Raw genomic sequence first — 1,871 nt, forward strand, 5'->3', positions numbered from 1 at the left:
AGTCGAGTAGACTAAGACCTCTCAATCTTAGCCCCTCACAGATCCGTACGTGCGGCTTTCCCGCATACGGCTCCTCATAGTAACATTCGCTTCAATATAAACAATAGTACGTTTTAGGTTTTGCTAACGGGTAATACTTGAGCATTTCCACAAATCCATTCCATGTGTATGCCCGTCTACAACCTCTCCGATTCATGGCTTTGAATAGAAACTGTTGTACTCTATGCAGGAATGTTGTTATCTTCCGAAAATTCCATGTAACACCATAATACCGATAGTGTCCAATTAGTTTTACGTTCAACTCTTTAATTATTTCTCGCATTGGTCGATTTCGATTATCGTAAATCCAGTTCTTGTATGCCCTAACCTTTAGCTCAAACTTCTTTCTTGAAGTCTGTACCTTTGGCACGAAACCTCCCTTTCGCGTTTTGCTACAGTAGAAGGTAAATCCCAGAAAACCAAATGTTTCAGGCTTACATTCTCCTCTTGCTCTACGATTCTGCTCTGCAAATCTCCCAAATTCAATCAGTCTGCTTTTACTACTTTCCAGCTCCAGTCCAAACTTTTCCATTCGTTCCTTTAACTCTTTATAGTATCTTTCAGCTTCTGACTTATATTGAAATCCTGCAACAAAATCATCCGCAAAGTTGACGAGAAAACACTCTCCCTGCATTTCCCTTTGCACCACCAGCTTAAACCACAGCGTCAACACATGATGCATGTATATATTTGCAAGCATCGGACTCATTACTGAGCCTTGTGCCGAACCTTCCTCTGTTGGCTCGAATTTTCCTTGCTCCATTATTCCTGCTTTAAGGTATTTACGTATTAGCCACAATAAGTTCTTATCCTGTATATTCCATTCAAGGAACTTCATCATCCAATCATGGTCGATATGGTCAAAGAAACCTTTGATATCGGCATCTACGATATAGCTGATTTTTCCATAGCTTATCCGTTGGTATACTTCTTTTATTGCTTCGTGACACCCCCTATTCGGTCTGAATCCATACATGCAGTTTAGGAATCTCGGTTCATAAATAGCTCCCAGTATTTTCTTCACTGCCATTTGTACAATCTTATCTTCATAGGAAGCAATCCCTAATGGTCGTTTCTTTCCATTTCCTTTAGGTATATATACCCTCAGTGACGGAAGTGGCTTAAAGGATTTGTTTTTCAACCTCTGTACCAGTTCCTTGATATTTCTATCAAGGTTCTTCCCATACTCATCCTTAGTTACCTTGTCAATTCCGACTGCTTTGTTCCCATCTAATTCCTTATGGCATTGCTTCAGCATATCTTCATTTATCAAGTGGTACACTGATGTAAATATAGGATGTTTTGATGTTGCCGATATCTCAGCTATTCTTACTAATTTCGTTTCCATTATTTCCTCCGTCCCTGAGTACGGATAATGTGTCCTCAGTAAGACCTTTACTATGCAATCCCCTTCCCTCCATCGGCATTGCCCGATTTCTACAGTACTATGGGATTGTCCGACCACCTACCATTCATTTGAAATCCTCCGTTTTCAGTTGCAACTTCATACTCTTCTTCGAGAAATGGCAGGTTCTCCCCAGTTGATGTGTATTCACAATGTAAAACATGATTGGTTCTCTGACTCCGCAGTGCCACATAACACTCGCCATATCGCATTACATGATATTGTCTTCCGCACCAGTTAAGACGTCGACCGACTGAAGTTAACGTTTCGAAGCTCCATCACTATTCAACCCTGCTTTCTTGCTGTCTACGCTTGTCAGATGCCGTTACCGGCATCATCCCAAGACTCGCTATTATCTGGTTGGCTAAACCTTGGATAAACCGGAATCCCACCGGCTTGACTACACACCCTTAGCTGGGCACACAAC

Annotated in this window: 1 protein-coding gene; it reads right to left on the bottom strand. The window is 41.5% G+C overall.

Translation table 11 applies throughout. The annotated features are described in order from the left end of the window. Positions 1-91: 91 nt before the first annotated feature. Positions 92-1,387, bottom strand: coding sequence for a group II intron reverse transcriptase/maturase (ltrA, locus tag I4V44_RS17330; RefSeq protein WP_118340612.1), 1,296 nt, complete (start codon positions 1,385-1,387; stop codon positions 92-94). Positions 1,388-1,871 lie beyond the last annotated feature (484 nt).

The sequence above is a fragment of the Blautia sp. 1001283B150304_161114_C9 genome (genome assembly GCF_015668165.1).
GTDB lineage: Bacteria > Bacillota > Clostridia > Lachnospirales > Lachnospiraceae > Blautia_A > Blautia_A wexlerae.